Genomic DNA, 21636 nt, shown 5'->3' on the forward strand with positions numbered 1-21636 from the left:
GGGGGCAAAACATATGTTTAAGGTTGGAGATACCATCATCTACTCTGCTCACGGATTATGCCATATTGATGACATCAGTGAAAAAACGTTTTCCGGTGTTACGAAAACTTACTACGTCCTACATCCACTCAATAACAATAAGTTAGAAATTTGCACTCCCGTAGATAATAAATCCATTTCCATGCTTGAGATTATGAATAAAGAAGAAGCAAATGCAATTTTAAATGTATTTACACAACCTGGTATTGAATGGATTGAAAAAACGAACCATCGTACTCAAACGTATTCAAATCTTTCAAGAAAAGGGAATCGTGAAGATATTGCAAAAATCATTAAAACTTTAATGATAAAAAAATATGAACTTGAATGTAACGACAAGAAATTCCCTGAATACGATCGAAAGCTATTAATGTCTATTCAAAATATTTTATTTGCAGAATTGGCCCTCTCTTTAGAGATGTCAATTGAACAAATCCATACAAAAATCCTAGAAATATTAAATATTCCGATTGATGAATTAGAAATGATTGTCAATCAATAATTGTGCATTCCAGTGATAAGAAAATTGCCTAATTTTCTTTTCGCTGTTTTTTTTGGAAAAAAATAAAGGCAACTCAGCGTCTCCCAAGTTGCCATTCCTATGTAGCGATACTTTTTTCCACATTGAAATCAGCATCGTAATTGTAGTAAGTGGGGACAATTCCCACCTACTACAATGTAAAAAAATAAATGTTACTCGTTTAAGTCCATAAAATGGGGAAGCTCCCCATTTTTAAGCTAAAATGGATGCTAATACGGCTTTTTGTGCATGTAATCGATTTTCCGCTTGCTCATAAATATAAGAATTTGGACCATCAATAACGGATGCGGTCACTTCTTCGTCACGATGGGCTGGCAAACAATGTAAAAACATATAATTTGGTTTTGCATTGACAACTAACTCGTCGTTAATTTGATAACCTTTAAAATCTATTAAACGTTTAGCAGATTCCTTTTCTTGCCCCATACTAGTCCACACATCCGCATAAACTACATCAGCATTTTTTACAGCTGCTACTGGATCATTCGTTACGGTAATAAGACTGCCATTTTCTTTTGCAATGCGTTTTGCCTTTTTGATAATTTCTTCATTAGGTTCGTAACCGACAGGAGTTGCAACAACGATATCCATGCCAACATGGGCTGCAGCAACGACTAAAGAATGGGCAACGTTATTACCATCCCCTACATAGGCAATTTTCAATCCTTTAAAATGACCTTTATTCTCAATAATTGTTTCTAAGTCTGCTAACGCTTGGCAAGGATGATATAAATCTGTTAAACCATTAATGATTGGAATAGAGGCATGGTCTGCTAATTCCTTCACCATTTCGTGAGAATTCGCGCGAATCATCACCCCATCAAGATAACCGGATAATACATACCCTGTATCAGAAATCGGTTCCCCACGTCCGATTTGTAAATCTCGGGAATGCATAAACATTGCTTTTCCTCCAAGTTGATTCATCCCGACTTCAAAGGAAATACGCGTACGCGTGGAATGCTTCTCGAAGATCATGCCTAATGTTTTACCTTCTAATAACTTTGGACATTTGCCCGCCTTTGTAATCTTTTTAAGTTGGCTTGCTAATGTAATTAGATCATGGACTTCCTCGCTCGTATAATCTAACAACGTTAATAAATCTTTCCCTTTTAAACTGGAAACTAATTTCAATTGAACCTCTTCTAATAATTTCATTGTTTTCTCCGCCCCTTATACAATGGATGATGTAATTCATTATACATATGCATATTTATTAAATCAAGTGTATTTTTATAATAATTTTCATCTATACCAACAATAATAAATATACATTTTGATAGTATAAAAATAATATATTGTTAATAATTTTTATTTATCACTCCATATTTTCTATAAATATTCATTTATACGATGAATCAAAAAATAGTATACTCCACCATATATATGCATGATTTTTATTTATAGACATGAAAAAAGGAAGAGCATTTTCACCCTTCCCTTTCATTATTTATTAATCAAATATAATTTTATTAACTGTATCACGATCTAATTTTCGAATGATTTCTACAAGTAATTTAACTGTATTGTGATAATCATCACGATGGATGACCGCTGCATGGGAGTGGATATAACGGGAAGCTATTCCGATTGCCATAGCTGGAACGCCATTTGCTGTTAAATGGATGGAACCAGCATCAGTACCACCACCTGGCGTGGAATCAAATTGATAAGGAATGTTGTTTTCCTCTGCCACATCAACTACAAAATCACGAAGTCCTTTATGTCCTACCATTGATGCATCGAAAATAATGATTTGAGGACCATCACCTAATTTCGATGTAGATTCCTTCGGTGTAATACCTGGCGTATCTCCAGCTACACCGACATCAACAGCAAACCCAATATCCGGTTTAATTTTAAAGGTAGAAGTTTTTGCTCCGCGAAGCCCAACTTCCTCTTGAACATTTCCTACACCGTAAACAACATTAGGATGTTTAATATCTTTTAGTTGTTTTAACACATCGATGGCAATGGCACAACCGATACGATTATCCCATGCTTTTGCCAATAACATTTTTTCGTTTTTCATTACGTTGAATTCAAAGTAAGGCGTAATCATATCGCCAGGTCGAATTCCCCATCCTTGGGCCTCTTCCTTAGAAGTTGCACCGATATCGATAAATAACTCTTTCATATCCACTACTTTTTTACGTTGGTCAGCAGATAAAATATGAGGCGGCTTTGAACCGATAACCCCAATAATTTCTTCCCCTTTTCGAGTTGTAATTGTTACTCGTTGAGAAAGCATCACATGGCTCCACCAGCCACCAACTGTTTGAAATTTCACAAAGCCCTTGTCATCGATTTGAGTAACCATGAAACCTATTTCATCTAAATGGCCGGCAACCATAATTTTTGGTCCATTGGCATCCCCAACTTTTTTTGCAATTAAACTTCCAAGATTGTCTGTTTCAATCTCATCTGCATATGGTTCAATATATTTTCGCATTACTTCGCGAGGGGCACGTTCATTCCCTGGTATTCCATTTGCATCTGTTAATTCTTTCAACATAGTTAATGTTTGATCTAATTCGGACATGTTGCAGCCTCCTAAATAGGTGTTTTTCCTTATTATACCTCTAATATTTCGAATGTTGAAATATTAATTCCCAAACAATTATAAGTTTTTCAAAAATAACGGTCATTAATACCCGTTTTTCTGACGTTCATAATTTTTTTCGTTTTTTGCTATATAGGCTTGAATAATATCATCAAGGGTAAAACCTAAATTATATGCTAAGACACCATAACATTGCCATACACTTCGATAATGATCAATGTTTGGTTGGTGAATAAAGGTTAATATTTGATCTTGTGTGCGTAAAAAGCAATCTGTTAAATCTTGTTTCATTGAAATTTCCGGCCAAGCATCTAATGATAATTCCTTTTCAATTCCTAAAGATAGTAAAAAGTGAATAGAATCGACAAATTCCTCTAATATAACATCTCTTTCAGAAGGACCTTTTGTACTCCAAAATTTAAAGCATCTTGTTTCATTCGCTAATTCCGCTAATTCAATCATTAAAGCGAGCCCTTTTTCCTTAAAAACATCTCGATCAATCTTTTGCGTTTTTTCGATGAATGCATCTAACTCTCGTTGCATTTCAAATAGTTCTTTAAATTCCATAAAAAAATCCCTCTTTTTCTTTAAAAAATGAAACTTATTGTTCTCTTTAATCGTAAAGGAAGTAACTATGTCTTTACAAGGGGGACTTTTACGTGGCTCTTCTATTATTCCGTCTGCTCATTATCATTCTAATCATTTACATATTTTATAAAGGCGTACGTTTTTTAACCGATCCAAAACGTAAATTAGATGAAGCCTATGAAAAAGGACAATATTACTTCTATGATGATGTTAAAAATGTCCGAAAAAACTTTTTCATTTCCTATAAAGGTGCCCTTTTTGAGGGAGAGAAATATTTAGGAACGACTGAAGATGCCTTTGAGGTTGTGTCCATATTTGTTTGGGTACATGATATAACGAAGCTTCAAGGTTTAACTAAGGACGACTTTCACTTTTTAGAAAAAGAAATTTTAATGAGCTACCCGAAAGCCAAAATAAACTGGAAAAATCCTATTGAACAGTTAATGAAAGATCAAAATGTTTAACAACAGTAAAATAAGGATTGTCTAACATGGGATGAACTATGTATGAAAGGCAATCCTATATTTTCTGTTAAAAGTGTTTGGAACGAGCATATAGTTTTTCTAATTCCTCATCAATTCGTTTTTTATCGATTCGTTCAAAAAGAGGTTGCACATCCGTTATTTTTATTTGATAACTTCTTATAAAATAAAAACAGGTAGAGTTAAACAAAATTTGTTTTCCACCTGCTCATTCTATAATGTGATTAAATAACCCCATCATACCTATATCTACTGATTAATAAATCGTAAAAATCCTTACAACAATATAAATATGTATAGCTGCTATTAACGGAAATCCAAAGGCAAAGGAATTATGTTTTGTTTTATGGCGGAATAAATACATTCCTAATACGCCCCCACACGCTCCCCCTAGAATAGCTAACGTAAATAATGATTTTTCAGAAATGCGCCATTCATGTTTTTTTGCCTTGGACTTATCGACATACATGAAAATACATAGGATGATTGACATTACGGCAATATATGATATTAATGCTAATTCCATCAGATTAACTCACCTTCCTTTTCTATATACAAAAAGGCTGATAGGATGTCCTACCAGCCATTTATTGAAAAATTATTTCGCAACTGCTTTTTTAGCTTCTTCAGCTAATTGAGCGAATGCTTGAGCGTCAGTTACTGCTAAGTCAGCTAACATTTTACGGTTAACTTCGATACCAGCTACTTTTAAACCGTGCATTAAACGGCTGTAAGAAAGACCGTTTAAACGAGCAGCAGCGTTGATACGAGTGATCCATAATTTACGGAAATCACGTTTCTTTTGACGACGGTCACGATATGCATATTGACCTGATTTCATTACTGCTTGGTTAGCTACTTTATATAATGTATGTTTTGAACCAAAATAACCTTTGGCTAATTTTAAAACTTTTTTACGACGCTTGCGCGTTACTGTTCCGCCTTTTACGCGTGGCATACTAATTACCTCCTGCTAATTCTTCCGAATGTTTAATTTAAATACGTACATTTATTACATAAACGAAATTATTTCATGTAAGTTAATAAAGATTTAATACGTTTGAAATCACCAGATGACGCAACTTTTGCTTTACGTAGGTGACGTTTTTGTTTTGTAGATTTGTTAGCGAATAAGTGGCTACCATAAGCACGGTCAAATTTTAATTTTCCTTTGCCCGTTTTTTTGAAACGCTTCGCAGCGCCACGGTGAGTTTTCATTTTTGGCATTTCGAATTTCCTCCTAAACTATTCGTCAATATTACTTTTTCTCGTTCTTTGGTTGAAGAACTAAGAACATGCTTCGGCCTTCCATCTTCGGTTTTTGTTCAACCGTCGATACTTCGGCACAAGCTTCAGCAAAACGATCTAAAACACGTTGCCCAATTTCCTTATGAGTAATAGCACGACCTTTAAAACGTAAAGAACATTTTACTTTGTCGCCCTTTTCTAGGAATTTAATTGCATTACGTAATTTCGTTTGGAAATCATGCTCATCAATTGTTGGACTTAAACGAACTTCCTTCATATTGATGACTTTTTGATTTTTACGAATTTCACGATCTTTCTTTTGCTGTTCAAACTTAAACTTACCATAGTCCATGATACGTGCGACTGGTGGCTTAGCTTGAGGGGCCACAAGGACAAGATCCAAGTTTGCACGAGCGGCAATTTCTAACGCTTCATTACGAGTTTTAACTCCAAGCTGATCACCATTATGGTCGATTACACGAAGTTCACGTGAGCGAATGCCTTCGTTTACATACATGTCTTTGCTAATACGAATCCACCTCCAAGGTTGTGTCGCGAATACATGAGATTAAGAGCAAAAACGCCCGGTTGAACGGTACACTTCCTAAGTATGTCCATAAAAAAAGGACGGACATTTCAGAAGATGTCCGCCCGCTATATATACATACGCTCTAAGACAGCGTAATTAATTCAACGTGTTAATACCTGTTAACTGCAATTGCGTCATTCAGGTGAGAAGCGGGCAGCCTCTACTTCAACCACAAACTGTATTCATAACCTAAATAATCATATCATTGTTGATTTACGATGTCAACAAAATTTCATCTATGATTTATTTGCCTTTATGATTTTACAACACGATGAACTTTTTGTCGATAATCTTTTTGCATTTCCCGATCGAAAGATGATAAAAAAGAATGGTCCAAAAAGTTGAACCATTCTCGTACAAAATATTTATTTTACTGCTTCTGCTTTAATACTTTCTAAGAAATTTTCGAAGGAAACAGTTTCCGAATCTTTTGAGCCGTAACGACGAATGTTAACGTCTCCTGCTTCCATTTCTTTGTCCCCTAATACGAGCATGTAAGGGATTTTCTTCATTTGAGCTTCGCGGATTTTATACCCTAGTTTTTCTTCACGGTAATCCATTTCTACTCGAATGCCAGCTTGCATTAGTTTTTCTTCGATTTGTTTTGCATAGTCGAAGTGAACTTCATTGGATACTGGAATAATTTCCACTTGAACAGGTGCTAACCAAGTTGGGAAAGCTCCCTTATATTCTTCGATTAAGAAGGCAACGAAACGTTCCATTGTTGATACAACACCACGGTGAATAACGACTGGACGATGTTGTTTTCCATCTTCTCCTACATAAGTTAAATCAAAGCGTTCTGGTTGTAAGAAATCCAGTTGAACAGTTGATAATGTTTCATCTTTACCGATTGCAGTTTTCACTTGAACGTCTAATTTTGGACCATAGAAAGCCGCTTCGCCTTCAGCTTCATAATATTCCAGCCCCATATCATCCATCGCTTCTTTTAACATACTTTGCGCTTTTTCCCACATCTCATCGTCATCATAATATTTTTCAGTATCAGCAGGATCACGGTAGGATAAACGGAATTTATAATTTGTTAAATTGAAATCTTTATAGACATCTAAAATTAATTCCACAACTTTTTTAAACTCTTCTTTAATTTGGTCTGGACGAACGAAAATATGAGAATCGTTTAAAGTCATTCCACGCACACGTTGCAGCCCAGATAATCCACCTGATGATTCATAACGATGCATTGTACCAAGCTCCGCAATACGGATTGGCAACTCACGGTATGAATGCAGAGAAGATTTGTATACCATCATATGATGCGGACAGTTCATTGGACGTAAAACTAATGTTTCGTTATCCATTTCCATCGGTGGGAACATATCTTCTTGATAATGACCCCAGTGGCCAGAAGTTTCATATAGTTTTTTAGACCCTAATACTGGTGTATAAACATGTTTGTAACCAAGTCTTACTTCTTTATCAACAATATAGCGTTCCACAATTCGACGAATCGTTGCCCCATTTGGTAACCATAAAGGTAAACCTTGACCTACTGTTTGAGATAGTGTAAATAATTCTAATTCTTTCCCAATTTTACGGTGATCACGCTCTTTCGCTTCTTCTAACATTTGAAGATGTTGTTTTAAATCTTCTTTGTTGAAGAAAGCAGTACCGTAAATTCGTTGAAGCATTTTGTTATCAGAGTTTCCTCTCCAATAAGCACCTGCTATCGATAATAATTTGAATTCTTTTAGTTTTCCTGTAGACGGTACATGAATTCCTCGGCAAAGGTCAAAAAAGTCACCTTGGTAGTAAATAGACACTTGTTCATCCGCTGGAATAGCTTCTAACAATTCTAATTTATATTCGTCGCCAACTTCTTCATAAATTTTTTGCGCTTCATCACGAGAAACATTTTTTCGTTCAATTTCGATGTTTTCAGAAATGATTTTTTTCATTTCCTTTTCAATTTTAGGGAAATCCTCTGTAGAAATTGGCTCTGGCGAATCTACATCATAGTAAAAACCACCTTCAATGACTGGACCAATTCCTAATTTAATACCAGGATATAAACGTTTCAATGCTTGTGCTGTTAAGTGAGCAGTGGAGTGACGCAAAATTTCCAATGCTTCCTCGGATTTTGGTGTAATAATTTCAATTGCACCATCTTCTTCAATTGGTGTTTTTAAATCAATCAGTGTGCCGTTTAATTTACCAGCTAAAGCTTGTTTTTTAAGTCCTGGACTAATCGAACCAGCTACATCCGCTGTCGAAGTACCGCGCGAAAATTCCTTTACGGCGCCATCAGGGAAAGTTAATTGAATTACTTCTGACATGTTGTTTCTCTCCTTTAAGATTTATATGGTAAATTTGCAGCTTTTTGAAAGGGAAACAATTAGAACTTACAAAGCCTTTTTCAATAAAAAAAGCGCCATCCCTCGTAAAGGGACGACGCGTATGCTCGTGGTTCCACCCTTCTTCCTTCCGAAACAAACGTTTCAGACGAAGCTCTAGGTCGGTTAACGTACCGATTGACGTTAGCAGATTATCCCTGCTAAAGCTCCAAGGTAGTAAAGAATGTGTCGTACTAGGAAGCTCCCAGCCAAGGCTTCCCTCTCTAAAAGTCGTCTCACAAACTTGTTGTCCTTTTCAAAGCTTGCATATTTAGATTAATTATTAAGAAAGTATACGCCCGAAGTCGCAAAAATGCAACTACGAAAGATGAATATTTTAATTTTCGTGGCGACGATTTTTTCCGCCCATTTCAATAGGTACTGTAATAGCACGAATACGTTCCATTATACGGGCAGCTTTAATCACTTCAACGTCACCACGGGAATTTTGTGCTAAATGGTGTTCTAAGCCTTTATAGTCAAAGTTAGAAGTAATGAAAGTTGGGAGCTGTTCACTCATACGATAATGTAAAATGGTACCGAGTATTTCATCTCTAGCCCAACTGGATAATGTTTCTGCACCTATATCATCCAGCATGAGCACTTGGGCCCGTTTCACATAATCCACTTTTTCATTTAACGATTGATCATGAATGGAATTTTTCATTTCCCGTAAAAATTCAGGAACGAAAACGACGACGGATTGAATTTTTAAAGTTGCTAATTCGTTAGCAATCGCACCTAGTACAAAGGATTTTCCAACACCAAACTGACCATATAAGTAAAAACCTTTTGTAGGCAGTTCATTCGTGCTTTTATATTGAGCAATAAAATCTGCCGCTTTATTGGCAATATTGACACGGGACGTATGATCAATTTGTAAATCTTTCAATGTTGCACTTAATACATCCTTTGGCATATGCATACTAGAAATCATCTGTTCAACTTCCCGGCGTTCATCTTCAAGTATTTTTTGCTGACATCTTTCATAACGAACATCTATCGTATTTTGCGAAATATATAATTTTGGTACAAAGCCTTTTAAATAGTTTGTACAATTTTCCGTATTGCCACAATGACAACAATCAATCGATTGACTAATATATTCCTGTAATTTAGGTAAACTTCTATCGACCATATCTGTCGTTACGATTTGATCATTTTCTGCTAGAAATTGTTGAATCTCACGGTTTTCCAATATTTCACGACGAATTTGGTTGTATCGTTCTTCAAAGGACGGTACTTTAATTGTTCTTTTTAATGATTGATTAATCGGTTCGATGTTAGTTCACCTGCCCATCTTGTACACCAAGTTTTTTTAATATTTTCAAACGCTCTTGCTCAAAATCAATAGCTTTCTGTTCTTGTTGCTCGTTTTCACTATTTTCTTCATTCCTTTTGTAAAACCATTCCGGAATGATTTCTTTACTTGCCCTCGCTTGCTTTTTATAGCCGGAAGTAGCCACTTGAGTTTTATTGTCGTTTTCATTTTTCCACTTCGTATATTTATCCCGTTCCGTACGAGCTAATTCCATCGCTTCTTTTGCAGTCTTTAAATTTTTCCTCATCCAATGATCTGCAATTCTTTCAACATATTTTCGAGGAAGCTTCATATCCGTTGTTAGCATAACATACTCCAACAATACATTGACTACACCAACGGGCATCCCATGTTTCACAATTAAATCTTCCGCCAATTGAACCGAAGATGGTAAAGGTTCCTTCCCATTATTAATATCCTTTAACACTTGAAGGGGTGGAGTCGTTTCCAAATACAATTGTAATTCTTGTTCCTTTGATATTTTTTCGGGCATTGGATGTTCCCTTTGAACAAAGGTTTTCTCTAGCTTTGGCGCTTCCTTCGATAAAGTTAATTTATAATAATCTGCTGCCGCCTTTTTTAATCGGTCATGAGAAACTTGCATATTATCATCCAATGCTAAAATCACAACCTTTTGCATATCCAACGGGGATAAATGATATAAAAATGCCAGTTTTGCTATCACTTCCTTCACATCCGTAGTAATACTACTGGAAGGAATCAGATTTTCTGAAAGACCAGACATTAACAAATTAAAATCAAATTGCTCATAGTAAAAAGGATAATTTTGATTTGGATTATTACTATTTGCCTCTATTACATCCTTTGGTATATTCGTATGGACAGGCTTGTACACATCCATAAACGAACGGGATACTTCCTTAAAGGATTGTTTATTCATCGGTTTAATAAAACGTCTTCGCAATTTCCGATATGCCTGTTCCCCAATTTTTGAAAATAAAAACATCGATAACAATGGGTCTTGGAAAAAGGAATGGGCATCAAGGGGTCGGATTAATTCGTATATAAAATGGCGACTATCTTCCTCATCCTTTCGCCATGTACGAAGTAATCCGATCGCCTCTAAAGCAATACGTGCTTCAAACACTTTTCCAATAGACATATTTAAAACGTTCATTAAATAATAATGGGTCATAGGCGTAGTATGTAAATCTTCCCCTTCTGCCCATAAAGTTAAATAGAGACTAATTGGTTCAGGACCTGTCAACGGTTGATAAAATAATGTTAACAGTTGGCGTTCATTTGTTGAAAGAAATTGAGGGAGACTAATTTCAAAATGATCTGTAGGCTGCACTTCTTTATACAAATGAACCATTTAATTCCCTCCACACATTCATTTTTTTATATCCGTTTGGCGATGTAGCAATTCTTTCAACTCAGAAATAAAGACGTTGATATCTTTAAATTGACGATAAACAGAGGCAAATCGAACATAAGCGACTTCATCCTCATGTGCCAATAGATCCATGACCTTTTCTCCTACATCTTCCGAACGGACTTCCGAATTGCCTATTCTTCTTAAATCCTTTTCAATAGTTAGGACAATCCCCTCTAACGTTTCTAAAGCGACCGGCCGTTTTTCACATGCTCGAATTAAACCACGCAATACTTTTTCCCGACTAAATTCTTCCCTGGAACCATCCTTTTTAACGACAATTAAAGGTGTTTCCTCGATTTTTTCAAAGGTTGTAAAACGAAAGCCACAAGACTCACACTCACGTCTTCGGCGAATTTCTTTATTGTCATCTACTGGCCTTGAATCCACTACCCTTGTTCCATTATATTGACAATCTGGACATCTCATAAAAATTTTTCTCCCGTCTCACTTTTAATTAGTAATCTTATTATAACAAATCTAGTTGTTCTAGAAAAATAGCTCTTCTTTGTGTATGCAAAACTACATTTTAATATATTTTGACAAATAAAAAAAGGAGGCTGGGACATAACTAGCTTCAAATAGTGGGAAAGGTGAATTTGAGGAAACTCAAATTCACCTTTCTCTATTTTTGTATGTAAATTCTTTTTTTCTTTAGTTAATGGCCATGAATTTTCTTAAATTCACAGCCATTAATGCGAGGCCCATTTCGTTTTCTACCTTCGATTTTCCTCGTACAGAAAATCGAGTGAAACGCAAATTAGCCTTCAAGAATCCAAAAACTGGTTCCACATCGATTTTGCGTCTTCGATAAATGGCACTTGTTTTCTCTTCTGAAAGCTTTGCTCTTACATATTCTTTTTGCTGTTCCCATTTTTCATTTACCATTAATTTTCGATTGTTGCCTTCTTTAGCTTTGGTACACGATGAACGGAATGGGCATCCCGAACAGTCTTCACACTCGTAAATTTTGAGCTTCCGTTGGAAGCCTGTGTGGTCATTACGGACAGAATAATATTGAAATTCAAGACGTTTTTGATTAGGACATGTATATGTATCGGTTTCTTCATCATACGTCCAGTTATCGGGATTAAATATGTTTTGTTTATACTTTTTCTTTTGTTCTTTCAAATACATACTATACGTAATAAGTGCTTCTCGTTTTCTATTCGAAAGGATATCATGAAAGTTTTGTTCACTACCGTAACCTGCATCTGCAACAATGTGTTTTGGTAACTCAAAATAATGCTGCTCAATCTCATCTAGAAATGGAATTAACGTACGTGTATCTGTTGGATTTGTATATATACTATAGGCAAGCGTATATTGACCTTCCGTTGCGATTTGTACATTATATCCAGCTTTTAATTGTCCGTTTTTCATATAATCATCTTTCATTCGCATAAACGTCGCATCTGGATCTGTTTTAGAATAGCTATTGCGTGTACCGAAGATTTCAAAGTCTCTTTCGTATTTTTGTTTACGTAGGACAAAATCAATCAACTGCTTGCGCACTTGTTTCGGGTATTTCCGTTCATTTCTTAAGGCTTTTCGTTCTGGAACATCTGATGATGTTTCAATTTGTTTATCATACTCAGTTACGACATCGTCCACTTTTTGAACCAATTGAGCGAGCTCTTCCAATGTTAACTGTTCATCGCTTTCACGTTGAATTTCAGGTATGATTTCACTCTCTAGTAACTCATTGTATAGCTGGTTTGACTTTTCAATTAAACTTTGATGATATTTTTCAATGGTTTTCTTCCAAACAAACGTAAATTTATTCGCATTCGCTTCAATTTTTGTACCATCGATAAAAATTGCTTCTTGATCAATAAGCTTTTCTTCAATCAATTGGCAACGGAATTGAACGAAACATTGACGAATTAAATCTTTCACTTCTGGTTGAATACGGAATCGGTTGATTGTACGGTAGCTTGGTTCATATCCTTGGGCTAGCCACATCATTCGGATACTGTCTTTTAATAGGGCTTCAATTTTCCGTCCTGAGAAGATAGATTGTGTATAGGCACATAAGATAATTTTAAGCATCATACGTGGATGATAGGCAGGACACCCCTCATTTCGTAGAAATGGTTCGAACGCTTCATGAGGGATACTTTCAACTAGATGATGGATATGGAAAGCAATATCATTATTTTGTAATTTTACTTCTAAATCTAAAGGCAAAACGAGTTGATTCATGTTATAATCTTTAAACATAAGGATCCTTCTTTCTGTATAATTTTGTTGTGGTGACTTAATTTTATCAGAAGTGGTCCTTATTTTTTATTTAAAATAATCAAAGCCGGTGAAATTTTACTTATCGTAAAATTTCACCGGCTTTTCATTTCAGAGGTGGGTTTTGTCCCATCCTCTATCTCAACTAATTGGTTTAATTAAGCTACTACTACTTCTAAAGCTTTTGCAATTTTCTTTGTTAAATCAACAACACGTGCTGAGTAACCCCACTCATTATCGTACCAAGCAAGTACTTTCACTTTGCGACTACCCATTACCATTGTTAATGGACCATCAACTGTTGAAGAATAAGTCGTTGTATTATAATCAGTTGAAACTAAAGGTTCCATCGTGAAATTTAAAATTCCTTTTAATGGGCCTTCAGCTGCAGCTTTGAATGCGTTGTTTACATCTTCAATTGTGACATCCTTTTTCAAATCAACAACAAGGTCTACAAGAGAAACGTTTGATGTCGGTACACGTAACGCCATACCATGTAATTTCCCTTTTAACTCTGGTAACACTAAAGATAGAGCTTTTGCAGCACCTGTTGAAGTTGGAATGATCGATTCAGCACATGCGCGGGCACGGCGTAAATCTTTATGTGGATTGTCGATATTTTTTTGATCATTTGTATAAGCGTGAACAGTCGTCATTAACCCGCTTTCAATACCAAATGTATCGTTTAACACTTTCGCTACAGGAGCTAAACAGTTTGTTGTACAAGATGCGTTAGAAATAACATCATGTTGATCCATATCTAACAAGTCATCATTTACACCCATTACAACTGTAATATCTTCATTTTTACCTGGAGCAGTTAAAATGACTTTTTTTGCACCTGCTTCTAAATGCATCGCAGCTTTATCACGGTCGTTAAACTTCCCTGTCGCTTCAATAACGATATCAACACCGAGTTGTTTCCAAGGTAATTTAATAGGATCGCGCTCACTAATAAGTTGAACTCGTTTGCCATTAACAATTAAAGCGTTTTCTTCAGTTTCAACAGTACCTTCAAATTTGCCATGATTTGTGTCATACTTAATTAAATGTGCTAACGTTTCAGATGGGTAGCTCGCATTGATCGCTACAACATTAAATTCATCTTGTACAATTGCTTGGCGGAAAACCATGCGTCCAATACGGCCAAAGCCATTAATAGCAATAGAAACTGTCATTATATATATATCCCCCTGTATTTACGTTTTAATAAGGTTATCTTTTTCTCATAATTAGTATAGCACATTTAATAAAAAGGTGAACATATTTCTTGTAGATTTAAAAAATTTCTATTTTCTGAAAATAATAAATAAAAAAGACTTGGGTATAAAACCAAGTCTTTTAAAGTTCTTTTATTCAATGACTTCCCAATTGCGTAAAATACGTTGTAATTGTTCCGCCGTTTCTTCGATTGTGCCATTATTATTAATCACCGCATCAGCACCTTGTTCTTTTACCGATAAAGGTAATTGGCTCGAAATGCGTGCGGTTGCTTCCTGTTCACTTAACTGATTTCGCTCCATTAATCGTTTTAGCTGTGTGTCTTCCGTAACTGAGACAACTAAAATTTTATCTACAAAATGTTGAAGTTTACTTTCGAATAACAATGGAATATCCATAATAACCGTTTGGGCACCCTTTGCGATATGTTCATCTCTCTGACGCAACATTTCTTGACGTATTGCAGGATGAATTATACGATTCAATCGTTTACGTTGTTCTTCATCATTGAAAATCATTTCTCCGATTTTTTGACGATTCATCGCCCCATCTTCCGTTAACGCGACCTCACCAAAGGCTTCCACTATTTTTTGTAATGTCGGTGTTCCCGGTTCAACAACTACTCTTGCTACTAAATCGGCATCGACAATTGGAAGACCATAATCTTTCAACATCTTTGCAACCGTACTTTTTCCACTAGCAATACTTCCAGTTAATCCAATAATCATTTCTCAACACACCTTTTAATGTTGGCATTTTGGACAAAAGACCGAAGTACGACCCCCAATGACCAACGATTTTGTTAACGTGCCACAGGTAGGACAATTTTTCTTCCCATACATTTTTAAGCGATGTTGCATACTACCTGCTTCCCCATTTATATTACGATAATCTGAAATCGTTGAACCGCCCCTTTCGATACTTTCTAGTAAAATGGCGCGGATCACTTCAAATAATTCTATTTTTCTTTTTCTACTAATGCGATTCGTCTTCCTAGCCGGATGGATCCCCATTTTAAATAATGATTCCGTTGCATAAATATTGCCACACCCTGAAATCACTTGGCCATCCATGATTACTTCTTTGATCGACTTATTTTGATACTTTGGAAGCTCACATTTATTTAGAAAGTAATCACAAGCATCATCTTCAAATGGTTCCGGTGCCATTTGAAGAAGGGGGGGATGCTCCTCAATTTTTGTCATAAATCGCATTTCACCAAATCGGCGTATATCTGAATAGACAAGAAGTTCTCCTGTCGTCAAATAAAAAATGGCATGCACATGTTTACGAAATTTTTCCTCCCCAATTTCGGCCAACGATTTGACTACAAACCAAGCACCCGTCATTCCTAGATGATTGACGAAAAGATATCGTTCTTCCCCTTTTTCAATATGAAAATAAATATATTTCGATCTTCTAGTAATTGTATTAATTTTCATTCCTTGCATTACTTCTTCAAATAGATGGGGATCCATGTTTTTAACAATACATTGCTTCCCTGCTCCCCAAGAAGTGAAGATCGTATCGGATAGTTTGACGCGTTCGATTGTTTTTCCTTCTACTGTAGGCACTAGTTCTCGAACAACACCTTCTACCTCTGGTAATTCAGGCATAATCCCACTTCCTTATTTCGCGTCGTACCATGTATGCCCGTATGAGAAATCAACTTTTAATGGGACAGCTAGCTCGATGGCATGTTCCATTACTTCTGGTACAATTCGCTCTAAAATTTCAATTTCCTCTTTCGGTGCTTCAAAAATTAATTCATCGTGCACTTGTAATAACATTTTTGTTTGTAAACCTTCTTGTTTTAAACGGGCATCCATATCAATCATTGCTTTTTTAATAATATCAGCTGCACTACCTTGGATCGGTGTATTCATAGCTGTTCGTTCAGCAAAACTGCGCAAGTTAAAGTTTCTAGATGTTATATCTGGTAAATATCGGCGACGATTTAAAATCGTTGTAACAAAGCCATTTAATTTCGCTTCTTGCACAATTCTGTCCATATATTCTTTTACACCAGGGAAACTTTGCAAATATTTATCTATAAATTCGCCAGCTTCTTTTCGTGTTATATCAAGGTTTTGAGATAAACCGTAATCACTAATTCCGTACACAATACCGAAGTTAACCGCTTTAGCTGCACGACGCATATTAGCTGTTACATCTTCCTCTGACACATGGAATACATCCATCGCTGTACGCGTATGGATATCCATACCTTGAATAAAGGCATCTACTAAATTTTCATCCTTTGACATATGGGCTAACACACGCAATTCGATTTGAGAATAGTCGGCTGCAAATAAAACCCAGCCTTCCTTTGATGGCACAAAGGCTTGTCTAATTTTTCTCCCTTCTTCTAAACGAATCGGGATATTTTGAAGGTTTGGATCCGTTGAACTTAGCCTTCCAGTAGCTGTTAGGGCTTGTTGGAATCTTGTATGAACTTTACTATCATCGCTGTGTACTTCTTTTATTAACCCTTCAATATAAGTGGATTGTAATTTAGCTAATTGACGATAATCTAATATATATTTAACGATTTTGTGTTCCGATTGGAGCTTTTCTAATACATCGGCAGCAGTGGAATAGCCTGTTTTTGTTTTCTTCACAACAGGAAGGCCTAATTTTTCAAATAAAATAACGCCTAATTGCTTCGGTGAATTAATGTTAAACTTCTCTCCTGCAAGTTCATATATTTCCTTCTCTAAAGCAGAAATTTTTTGTTCTAATTCTCCGCCCATTTTTTCCAATGTAGAAATATTCACTTTAACCCCTTCGCTTTCCATAATTCCAAGGATGGAAGCTAAAGGAAGCTCTAAATTATGATATAAGTCAAACTGTTCATTTTCTTTTAGCTTTTCTTCTACGACCGGTTGTAATGACCAAATGGCAAAGGCTTTACGACAAACATGTTCCGCCAACACTTCCATTGCTGGTACAGTCCATTTTGCTCCTTTCCCATAAATCGTTTCATTCGCTTGTACATCCGAATAGCCATATTCTTTTGCTAATGTAGCAAGATCATCGCCCGATACTGCTGGATTTACAATGTATGTCGCTAAAACTAAATCGAAGTCGACACCGCGCAATTCAATATTAATACGGTTTAAAATCGCTTGGGCCGCTTTACTATCAGACATATATTTAATCTTTGATTCATCTTCGAGCCAATTTTTAATCGTTTCATTATTTTTCATATCTTCAAAGGAGATATAAAAGTTTTTCGTTCCATCAGTGAAACCTAATCCTAAAATACGGCATGTATGATAATGTTCATTTTCCAACTCAACATGAACAGCCATAACATCCTTTAACATGTCTGGTGTCACGTCTGTTACGATGTCAAAGACTAATTCAGCCGTTTCCTTTTCTTCCATTTGGAAATCACTTTTCTCAATTAACGATTTAAAGGATAGTTCTTGCCAAACATTTAAAACTTCTTCTTCATTTGGTCCCGGATAATTTAAATCTTCCAATGAAATATCGATCGGTGCCTCAGTAAAAATAGTCGCCAGTTTCTTTGACATTTTCGCTTGTTCTTCGTTTTCCACAAGCTTTTCTTTCATTTTCGATTTTTTCATGTCATCAATTTGTTCATATAGCGCTTCTACTGAGCCATATTCCTTTAATAATTTTATGGCTGTCTTTTCGCCGACACCGGGAACACCTGGAATATTATCTGATGTATCCCCCATTAACCCTTTCATATCGATAATTTGAAGGGGAGAAAGTCCATATTTTTCTTCAATATGGCTTGGCGTATATTTTTCGATATCTGTCATCCCTTTACGGGTAATGTAGACAGTTACTTTATCTGTAGCTAATTGAGTTAAGTCTTTATCTCCGGAGACGATTATTACGTCCATATTTTCAGATTCTGCTTGTTTCGCAAGGGTGCCGATAATATCGTCTGCCTCATAAAGTTCCTTTTCGTATCGTTTAATTTGATACGCATCGATTAATTTTCGTAAATACGGGAATTGCTCAGAAAGTTCTGGTGGCGTTTTTTGACGTCCACCTTTGTACTCTCCGTACGATTCGTGACGGAAAGTCGTTTTCCCAGCATCAAAGGCAACGAGCATTTTCGTCGGTTTTTCTTCTTCCAAAACTTTTTGAAGCATCGTTGTAAAACCATAAACAGCATTCGTATGAACCCCGCTATCATTCGTTAATAACGGCAAGGCGAAAAATGCTCGATAGGCCAAACTATTTCCATCTAATAATAATAACTTTTCTTTTGTCATGTATGGGTCTCCTTCACACTTATCTCAAAATTCTCTTTATATTCATAACTTCTCTATTTTACTTTATCCTTAATAGAGCCTTTTTTCCATTATAAAACACGTATTGATACGATGACGATCAATACGTGTTATTTATGAAAAATATTAACCTTGTATTTTCGATTGTTTTGGATAAAAGAGTTCTTCGTAAATAACCGTTAGTAAAAAGGCATTCATGAAGGCAAAAACGAAGTAAAGCGGCATTCCACCTAATTCATACCCCATTAAATGGCGTCCAAACACTTCAACAAATCCAACTTGGGAAAAGAAAAAGATCATCCCTACCCCTACTTCCCATATCGGACGTTTATCTTTCCTCTTTTCAAATTTAAACACTTTTTTAAAGCTGTTTCGAATATCCTCCGCAATTCCAATCGTTAAACAAAAAACCACGATAAATACAATCGGTATATGAAAAATATTTAGTTTCATCCAAAAGTATGGAGTTGAACTAAATAAAGCGGTCATCGAACAAGACATTATAAAGGCCAGCAATACATTTTGAATCCATTTATTCATACTACTCAACGTCCATACCTCACTTTCTAGTAATTATAACTTTATTATAACAACAATTATATTATTATAAAGTAGTAAAATATGACACTATAAAAGAAAAACATCTATAAATATGGTTTCCCATACTTATAGATGTCAGTAGTTTACTCTAAATATCCCGATAACAATTTCGCATAAGGAGAATCCGATGGTAAAATAATCATTGTATCTTCACCAATCGTCTGTTTATACGACTCTAGCGTTCTATATAAAGAATAGAACTCAGGATCGACCGAAAAGGCTTTATTATAAATTTGAGCAGCTTGAGACTCCCCTTCCGCTCTAATTAAAGCGGCTTCCTTTTCAGCAGCTGCAAGTAATTCTTTCACTTGTCGGTCCGTTTGAGCTTCGATACGATTTTTATCAGCATCCCCTTCTGACAAGTATTTTTGTGCAATCGATTCCCGTTCAGAAATCATCCGTGTATAAACAGACTGTTCGTTTTCCTCAGGTAAATCGGTACGACGAATCCGTACGTCTACTACTTCAATTCCGAAATTCCCACTTACTAAAAGTTCATTTACTTTTTTCGTTACTTGTTCATTAATACTACCTCGAGATGAATTTTCATCATTAATAATTTCGTCATAATTTAATTGACCAAGCTCATTTCGAAGGACCGAATAAATGAACTCCTCCATACGAGATTCCGCATTAATTAACGTACCAGAATTGGAAATAAGCGCTTTCGGATCTGTCACTCTCCACACCGCATAGTTATCAATAATAATTCGCTTTTTGTCTAGCGTGTTAATTTCTTCTTCCGTCATATCATACGTCATTAAATTTTTCGGTAAAGTTGTAACACTTTGAATAAATGGTATTTTAAAGTTTAAACCAGGATCTTCTTCATATTTCACCACTTCACCAAATTGGCGAACGACGCGGTATTCATTTTCCTTTACAACATAAACATTGGCAATGAGTATAATGAATACAGCAAAAATGGCTGTGAATAAAATGGCTGATTTGGCAAATTGACGACCATTAATAGGTTGTTTGTTGTTTTTTTCCTTTATCACCTTTGCCGCTTCTATATCAACGACATTTTTTTTCTTTTTATTGCCAAATAAAGCTTTAATAAACTTTTCTAAATCCCCATCATATTTGTTGTTGCTCATTGTTTATCACTCCCTTCAGACGCTTCTGCTGTCGGTTCCGTTGTTTCTTCCGTTTCCTTTACAGGAGAAGTTGTTGTCGGTTGTAACGGTAAATATTTCAACGTTTCACCATCATCATTCATAATATAAAGTTGAGTATTTGGCAGCACATTTTCCAACGTCTCGATAATTAATCGTTGACGTGTTATTTCTTGATTCCCTTTATATTCGGCATATAACTTCTTGAAAATTTCTACTTCCCCTTCAGCTTCCTGGATTCGGGCAACTTTTTCCCCCTCTGCACGGGAAATAATCGCATCCTTTTCCCCTTCTGCTTCACTTAACTTTTGGTTTTTATATTTTTCCGCTTCATTCGTTTTCGTATTTTTCGTTTCTCGGGCATCCGTTACCGCTGTAAATGCAGCACGAACTTCATCATTTGGTAATTCCACGTCTTGTAATTTAACACCTAAAATACTTACGCCTATATCATATTTTTCAATGAGGCTAACTAGCAAATTTCGCGTATCGGCTTCAACATCTGCCTTCCCATCTGTTAAAGCATCATCAATTGTAGAACTACCTATAATAGAACGAATAGCACTGGATGTTGCATTATGTAATATTTGTTTTGGATTTTCTGCATTAAATAAATATTTTTCTGGATCTGTAATTTTCCACTGAACGACTAAGTCTGTTAAGACGATGTTTTCATCACCTGTTATCATTTTCGTTTCATCATCGTATGCCTCAATTTCGCCATCTTCATTTTGTTCATAGCCGAATTGTAAACTGTATGTTTCCTTTGATAGAACTTCAACCTTTTGTATTGGCCACGGCATTTTAAAATGAAGACCTGAATCTGTTATTGTTTCATCTGCATTACCAAATGTAATAACAACCGCTTGTTCCGATTCGTCCACTGTATACCAAGAAGTGAACACAACGACTAAAGCGACTGCGGATAGCAGAATTAGACCTGTTAATAATAACGTTCGCTTTACACTCATTTATAATCCCCCTTATTTTCTAAAGGTGTATCATGAACCTTTAGTTAATTTACGGACGATTATGTAAAAAGTTTCAATAAAAGTACTTGT

General features: G+C 35.7%; 21 protein-coding genes and 1 other annotated feature. Of the genes, 2 read left to right on the plus strand and 19 right to left on the minus strand.

Annotated elements, in window-relative coordinates; translation table 11 throughout:
- Positions 1–13: 13 nt before the first annotated feature.
- Positions 14–541: a CarD family transcriptional regulator gene (locus tag MHH69_RS12295; RefSeq protein WP_122971143.1), complete on the plus strand. Its 528-nt coding sequence runs from the start codon at positions 14–16 to the stop codon at positions 539–541.
- A gap of 231 nt (positions 542–772) precedes the next feature.
- Here MHH69_RS12295 and argF read toward each other — a convergent pair whose 3' ends face one another.
- The 3 genes from argF to MHH69_RS12310 form a co-directional block, all read right to left on the minus strand.
- Positions 773–1738 (minus strand): ornithine carbamoyltransferase, encoded by a 966-nt coding sequence (gene argF, locus MHH69_RS12300; RefSeq protein WP_341362452.1) that lies wholly within the window; start codon positions 1736–1738, stop codon positions 773–775.
- A 295-nt stretch (positions 1739–2033) separates the two neighbouring features.
- Positions 2034–3122: a M42 family metallopeptidase gene (locus MHH69_RS12305; protein ID WP_341362453.1), complete on the minus strand. Its 1089-nt coding sequence runs from the start codon at positions 3120–3122 to the stop codon at positions 2034–2036.
- Between the two features lie 105 nt (positions 3123–3227).
- Positions 3228–3710, minus strand: a complete 483-nt coding sequence (locus MHH69_RS12310; protein ID WP_341362454.1) for a dUTP diphosphatase — start codon at positions 3708–3710, stop codon at positions 3228–3230.
- 92 nt (positions 3711–3802) lie between these two features.
- Between MHH69_RS12310 and MHH69_RS12315 the strand changes: the two genes are divergently transcribed.
- On the plus strand, positions 3803–4195 hold the full coding sequence (locus MHH69_RS12315) for a sigma-w pathway protein ysdB (protein WP_341362455.1): 393 nt from the start codon (positions 3803–3805) through the stop codon (positions 4193–4195).
- Between the two features lie 274 nt (positions 4196–4469).
- Here the strand turns inward: MHH69_RS12315 and MHH69_RS12320 are convergent, their stop codons facing one another.
- The 16 genes from MHH69_RS12320 to hflK form a co-directional block, all read right to left on the minus strand.
- Entirely contained in the window at positions 4470–4739 is a 270-nt protein-coding gene (locus MHH69_RS12320) for a DUF1294 domain-containing protein (protein ID WP_122971137.1), read from the minus strand.
- A 72-nt stretch (positions 4740–4811) separates the two neighbouring features.
- Positions 4812–5171: a 50S ribosomal protein L20 gene (gene rplT / locus MHH69_RS12325; protein WP_122971136.1), complete on the minus strand. Its 360-nt coding sequence runs from the start codon at positions 5169–5171 to the stop codon at positions 4812–4814.
- Between the two features lie 68 nt (positions 5172–5239).
- On the minus strand, positions 5240–5440 hold the full coding sequence (gene rpmI / locus MHH69_RS12330; protein ID WP_122971135.1) for a 50S ribosomal protein L35: 201 nt from the start codon (positions 5438–5440) through the stop codon (positions 5240–5242).
- A 31-nt stretch (positions 5441–5471) separates the two neighbouring features.
- Complete coding sequence (gene infC, locus MHH69_RS12335) at positions 5472–5978, minus strand: translation initiation factor IF-3 (RefSeq protein ID WP_122971134.1); 507 nt, start codon at positions 5976–5978, stop codon at positions 5472–5474.
- 96 nt (positions 5979–6074) lie between these two features.
- Positions 6075–6222 (minus strand) — a sequence feature (ribosomal protein L20 leader region).
- Between the two features lie 193 nt (positions 6223–6415).
- Positions 6416–8347 (minus strand): threonine--tRNA ligase, encoded by a 1932-nt coding sequence (thrS, locus tag MHH69_RS12340; protein WP_341362456.1) that lies wholly within the window; start codon positions 8345–8347, stop codon positions 6416–6418.
- Between the two features lie 394 nt (positions 8348–8741).
- Positions 8742–9686: a primosomal protein DnaI gene (gene dnaI, locus MHH69_RS12345; protein WP_122971132.1), complete on the minus strand. Its 945-nt coding sequence runs from the start codon at positions 9684–9686 to the stop codon at positions 8742–8744.
- A 1-nt stretch (position 9687) separates the two neighbouring features.
- Positions 9688–11061, minus strand: a complete 1374-nt coding sequence (locus tag MHH69_RS12350) for a replication initiation and membrane attachment family protein (RefSeq protein WP_122971131.1) — start codon at positions 11059–11061, stop codon at positions 9688–9690.
- Positions 11062–11079: 18 nt separating this feature from the next.
- Positions 11080–11550 (minus strand): transcriptional regulator NrdR, encoded by a 471-nt coding sequence (gene nrdR, locus MHH69_RS12355; protein ID WP_122971130.1) that lies wholly within the window; start codon positions 11548–11550, stop codon positions 11080–11082.
- A gap of 225 nt (positions 11551–11775) precedes the next feature.
- On the minus strand, positions 11776–13344 hold the full coding sequence (locus MHH69_RS12360; protein WP_341362457.1) for an IS1182 family transposase: 1569 nt from the start codon (positions 13342–13344) through the stop codon (positions 11776–11778).
- Positions 13345–13520: 176 nt separating this feature from the next.
- On the minus strand, positions 13521–14540 hold the full coding sequence (locus MHH69_RS12365) for a glyceraldehyde-3-phosphate dehydrogenase (protein WP_122971129.1): 1020 nt from the start codon (positions 14538–14540) through the stop codon (positions 13521–13523).
- Positions 14541–14714: 174 nt separating this feature from the next.
- Positions 14715–15311: a dephospho-CoA kinase gene (gene coaE / locus MHH69_RS12370; RefSeq protein WP_122971128.1), complete on the minus strand. Its 597-nt coding sequence runs from the start codon at positions 15309–15311 to the stop codon at positions 14715–14717.
- 15 nt (positions 15312–15326) lie between these two features.
- Complete coding sequence (gene mutM, locus MHH69_RS12375; protein WP_341362458.1) at positions 15327–16199, minus strand: bifunctional DNA-formamidopyrimidine glycosylase/DNA-(apurinic or apyrimidinic site) lyase; 873 nt, start codon at positions 16197–16199, stop codon at positions 15327–15329.
- Between the two features lie 12 nt (positions 16200–16211).
- A complete protein-coding gene (polA, locus tag MHH69_RS12380; protein ID WP_341362459.1) occupies positions 16212–18839 on the minus strand; it encodes a DNA polymerase I in 2628 nt (875 codons plus the stop codon).
- A 144-nt stretch (positions 18840–18983) separates the two neighbouring features.
- The gene (locus MHH69_RS12385; RefSeq protein ID WP_341362460.1) at positions 18984–19397 is read right to left on the minus strand and encodes a DNA polymerase I; all 414 of its coding nucleotides are present in this window, start codon (positions 19395–19397) and stop codon (positions 18984–18986) included.
- 143 nt (positions 19398–19540) lie between these two features.
- The gene (gene hflC, locus MHH69_RS12390; protein ID WP_341362461.1) at positions 19541–20557 is read right to left on the minus strand and encodes a protease modulator HflC; all 1017 of its coding nucleotides are present in this window, start codon (positions 20555–20557) and stop codon (positions 19541–19543) included.
- Positions 20554–21546, minus strand: coding sequence for an FtsH protease activity modulator HflK (hflK, locus tag MHH69_RS12395; RefSeq protein WP_341362462.1), 993 nt, complete (start codon positions 21544–21546; stop codon positions 20554–20556). The genes hflC and hflK overlap by 4 nt, the downstream gene beginning before the upstream one ends.
- Positions 21547–21636 lie beyond the last annotated feature (90 nt).

Source organism: Ureibacillus sp. FSL E2-3493, from assembly GCF_038077515.1.
Taxonomy (GTDB): domain Bacteria; phylum Bacillota; class Bacilli; order Bacillales_A; family Planococcaceae; genus Ureibacillus; species Ureibacillus halotolerans.

Coding starts and splice junctions, on each gene's coding strand:
- MHH69_RS12295 (WP_122971143.1), top strand. CDS start 14: ATGTTTAAGGTTGGAGATACCATCATCTACTCTGCTCACGGATTATGC.
- argF (WP_341362452.1), bottom strand. CDS start 1,738: ATGAAATTATTAGAAGAGGTTCAATTGAAATTAGTTTCCAGTTTAAAA.
- MHH69_RS12305 (WP_341362453.1), bottom strand. CDS start 3,122: ATGTCCGAATTAGATCAAACATTAACTATGTTGAAAGAATTAACAGAT.
- MHH69_RS12310 (WP_341362454.1), bottom strand. CDS start 3,710: ATGGAATTTAAAGAACTATTTGAAATGCAACGAGAGTTAGATGCATTC.
- MHH69_RS12320 (WP_122971137.1), bottom strand. CDS start 4,739: ATGGAATTAGCATTAATATCATATATTGCCGTAATGTCAATCATCCTA.
- rplT (WP_122971136.1), bottom strand. CDS start 5,171: ATGCCACGCGTAAAAGGCGGAACAGTAACGCGCAAGCGTCGTAAAAAA.
- rpmI (WP_122971135.1), bottom strand. CDS start 5,440: ATGCCAAAAATGAAAACTCACCGTGGCGCTGCGAAGCGTTTCAAAAAA.
- infC (WP_122971134.1), bottom strand. CDS start 5,978: ATGTATGTAAACGAAGGCATTCGCTCACGTGAACTTCGTGTAATCGAC.
- thrS (WP_341362456.1), bottom strand. CDS start 8,347: ATGTCAGAAGTAATTCAATTAACTTTCCCTGATGGCGCCGTAAAGGAA.
- MHH69_RS12350 (WP_122971131.1), bottom strand. CDS start 11,061: ATGGTTCATTTGTATAAAGAAGTGCAGCCTACAGATCATTTTGAAATT.
- nrdR (WP_122971130.1), bottom strand. CDS start 11,550: ATGAGATGTCCAGATTGTCAATATAATGGAACAAGGGTAGTGGATTCA.
- MHH69_RS12360 (WP_341362457.1), bottom strand. CDS start 13,344: ATGTTTAAAGATTATAACATGAATCAACTCGTTTTGCCTTTAGATTTA.
- MHH69_RS12365 (WP_122971129.1), bottom strand. CDS start 14,540: ATGACAGTTTCTATTGCTATTAATGGCTTTGGCCGTATTGGACGCATG.
- coaE (WP_122971128.1), bottom strand. CDS start 15,311: ATGATTATTGGATTAACTGGAAGTATTGCTAGTGGAAAAAGTACGGTT.
- mutM (WP_341362458.1), bottom strand. CDS start 16,199: ATGCCTGAATTACCAGAGGTAGAAGGTGTTGTTCGAGAACTAGTGCCT.
- polA (WP_341362459.1), bottom strand. CDS start 18,839: ATGACAAAAGAAAAGTTATTATTATTAGATGGAAATAGTTTGGCCTAT.
- MHH69_RS12385 (WP_341362460.1), bottom strand. CDS start 19,397: ATGAATAAATGGATTCAAAATGTATTGCTGGCCTTTATAATGTCTTGT.
- hflC (WP_341362461.1), bottom strand. CDS start 20,557: ATGAGCAACAACAAATATGATGGGGATTTAGAAAAGTTTATTAAAGCT.
- hflK (WP_341362462.1), bottom strand. CDS start 21,546: ATGAGTGTAAAGCGAACGTTATTATTAACAGGTCTAATTCTGCTATCC.